This is a genomic window from Moorena sp. SIO2C4 (assembly GCF_010672485.1).
GTDB lineage: Bacteria > Cyanobacteriota > Cyanobacteriia > Cyanobacteriales > Coleofasciculaceae > Moorena > Moorena producens.
Window position 1 is genome coordinate 1 of sequence record NZ_JAAHGN010001001.1, and the last position, 2,813, is coordinate 2,813.

Genomic DNA, 2,813 nt, shown 5'->3' on the forward strand with positions numbered 1-2,813 from the left:
CCTCTCTTTCCCGATTCCCGATTCCCGATTCCCGATTCCCGATTCCCGATTCCCGATTCCCGATTCCCGATTCCCGATTCCCGACAACTAAACACTAATCAGATGGCCGATGTGCTTTGCGTTCGCGTAGCGTGACCTACGGTCAATAGCGTAGCGTGGCCAAAGGCCAATCGCTTTTAGCGGAAGCGAAGCTTCATCGCATCTGCTGGTAATACCTCTAAGGAAGACATCTGCATTGTTCCAGCCAGATAGTTGCTCTGATGCTTAGCAACTATCTGGCTCAACAGATCTAGGAGTGTGTGATCGTCCCGTAACGCTTCAGTAAGAGACTCCTGAGTGATGACCAGAATCTCAGTCTCCATGGCAGCAGTGATGGTAACCTTTGGCAAGGGTTTACCTAAGAAAAGAGTCATCTCACCGAAGAAGTCTCCGGCTTGTAACTGTTCCACAGGAAATTGAGGGGAGTACTTGAGAAATTCCTGCCGTTGTTCAAGATCGTGAATCTCTGCTGCTAACAGTTGGTATAGCCAGTAGAGAGACGATGTCTGCTGTGCCGCCTCATGGGCTACAGAAAAAGCAGTAGGACCGATGTAGTGAGCTAGTTGATAGGCAAGCCTTTCAATCACCTGTTGATCTAATGGAGTAGGGGGTTGGGCTTTGGGTCTATGAGTGAATGGTTTGACTGTAGTCTTGCCCAAGGTGATAACCACCTGTTGCTCTACCTCTAGGCAGCCTTTAACTACTATAAACATAGCGTCTTGAGGCAGATTTTTACTACTGAGGGTTTCACCAGCATCAAATAGTAGAGGCTTGGCAGATTCGATCAGGATTTTCTGTGCTCCAAGGCTGAAGTGGCGGAAGAATTCAATGGAGCTGAGGAGTTTGAGGTGCTGCTTGTGGGAGGGAATAATATACCTAGGACTTAATTCTTCACGGCTTAACCCATACCAGACTCGGCGTAAGAGTTCGCGATCCGTGTGCAATGGAGCAAGGTTGTAGTTTTTAGGAAAGTAGAAAAGTTTGTAAGTGATAAACAGCCCTGGATCCGCCAAGTCATATTCCCACATCCTGACTTGAATCGGTTTGTCAAGGTTAATGTTAGGGTGGGGCTGATTCAGGACTGCTCCATAGGCAGCATCAATGACTTGTTGGGGGGGAGAAGCAGCAGGAACTAAAAATTCCACAGAGCGCATCACTGGTTGTACCGTGGATGTCTTAGTAGGAATCACCGTAAGTAAGTCATCTGACAGTAACCCATTAGGAATGTAAGTCATTTCACCAGTACACTGACGTATCGCTATCGAGCGCCAGGTGATGGACTCGATGACGCCCTCTACATCACGGATAATCACTCGGTCACCAATTTGAAAGGGTTGGTCAATGCGTAGGGCTACCCCTGAAAAGAAATTACCTAAAGTAGACTGTAGAGCAAAGCCGATCACCGCTGTGATTAATGCTGAGGTGGTAAAGAAGGCTGCTATGTTTTCCCCCAGTATTCCTAAAATCAAAACCGAGCAAACTGCATAGAGTAATAGGGAAATAACTAGCTTGAGCAAGGCTGAGGGTTGTTTACCTTGGGAGCGGGCAAACCAAACATCAACTACCAGAAAGGAAAGAAAATTAACGATTACAACACTACCGCAGACCAATACCGTAATCTGTAGGTACTTCACTATCGAGTCTGATACCAGGTCTGGGTTGCTACTCACAAAGGTATAGGCTAAAAGCAACAGACCGGTGAGGCCGAGAATAGTTAAGTTTTTTGCAGTCATTTGGTTTTAGGGGATATCGTCAGAATGACTTGATGGTAAGTTGCAGTTTGAAAGCGCTTTACTCAAGCTGATTAGCAATCTATTGATGGATTGGCTGAGCTTGCCAATTTCATCAGAGCGACCATCTGGTAATTGCGAACCTTCTACCTTTCTGAGGCTGATTTCCTCCACCAAGTGAGCAATGCTGTTGAGGGGATTAACTACCCAGCGCCTGACGATTAGACTGACTGTGGTGTAAGCGATTAAGAAAATGCTGGCTAGCAGCAATAAGAATGAAAAAATAGCCTGTCGCGCTTGTTTCTCCGGCATTGACGTAGGCACAGAGAGCAACCTGATCCCAACAATCTCATTGAGCTTCCAATCAAAGCCCCTGGCATCACCATAGGTTTTAATCAACGCTGGGGGAGCATCTTCTGGCTTGCCGTGACATTGCAAACAGCTTTGGGACTTAATCTGGATCGGTTGGGCAACGTACACACTTTTGAGTCCTTGCTTGGTAGAGCGCTGCCCAATAATTTCCTTGAGATTGGGGTGAGTGATAAATTCTCTAATCAGCTCAACTTGCCATCCCTCAGCCAGATCTTTGAGGTTGGTGGGGTTAAGCGCCCGCTCAGCATAGGTATAGCCTTCATAGTCCTGGTTCAGACCCTTGAACAATTGTTGGGCGGCATAGGAGGGGACAGTTTGGGGAAGGAACTCTTCTGTTTCCAGTTCTCGCAGCAACGGTCGAACTTGATCAGTAGTGTAGTCCCTAGCCGCCACTGCTGTACTCAACAGCACTTCCGCAGTATGAACAACTTCCTTACGAGCATTTTGTTGCTCTACAGCATAGGTGATCAACCCAGCTATGATCCAGCCGCATAAGAAAATGACTAGTATGACTAATTCCAGTCTTGTTTGTAGTTTCATCCTTCAAAGTATAGGAAAGGGAGCAGGGAGCAGGGAGCAGGGAGCAGGGAGCAGGGAATCGGGAATCGGGAGTCAGGAGTCGGGAGTCGGGAGTCGGGAGTCGGGAGTTGGGAGTAGATCAGAAAAATTTTC

General features: G+C 47.4%; 2 protein-coding genes. Both read right to left on the bottom strand.

Annotation, left to right across the window (positions count from 1 at the left end):
* Positions 1 to 176: 176 nt before the first annotated feature.
* Entirely contained in the window at positions 177 to 1,772 is a 1,596-nt protein-coding gene (locus F6K20_RS32725) for a mechanosensitive ion channel domain-containing protein (protein ID WP_009149697.1), read from the bottom strand.
* 6 nt (positions 1,773 to 1,778) lie between these two features.
* The gene (locus F6K20_RS32730; protein ID WP_009149695.1) at positions 1,779 to 2,681 is read right to left on the bottom strand and encodes a c-type heme family protein; all 903 of its coding nucleotides are present in this window, start codon (positions 2,679 to 2,681) and stop codon (positions 1,779 to 1,781) included.
* Positions 2,682 to 2,813: the final 132 nt, after the last annotated feature.

What these genes read in the sequence shown, in the direction of transcription:
- F6K20_RS32725 (WP_009149697.1), bottom strand. Translation starts at nt 1,772, where the DNA reads ATGACTGCAAAAAACTTAACTATTCTCGGCCTCACCGGTCTGTTGCTT.
- F6K20_RS32730 (WP_009149695.1), bottom strand. Translation starts at nt 2,681, where the DNA reads ATGAAACTACAAACAAGACTGGAATTAGTCATACTAGTCATTTTCTTA.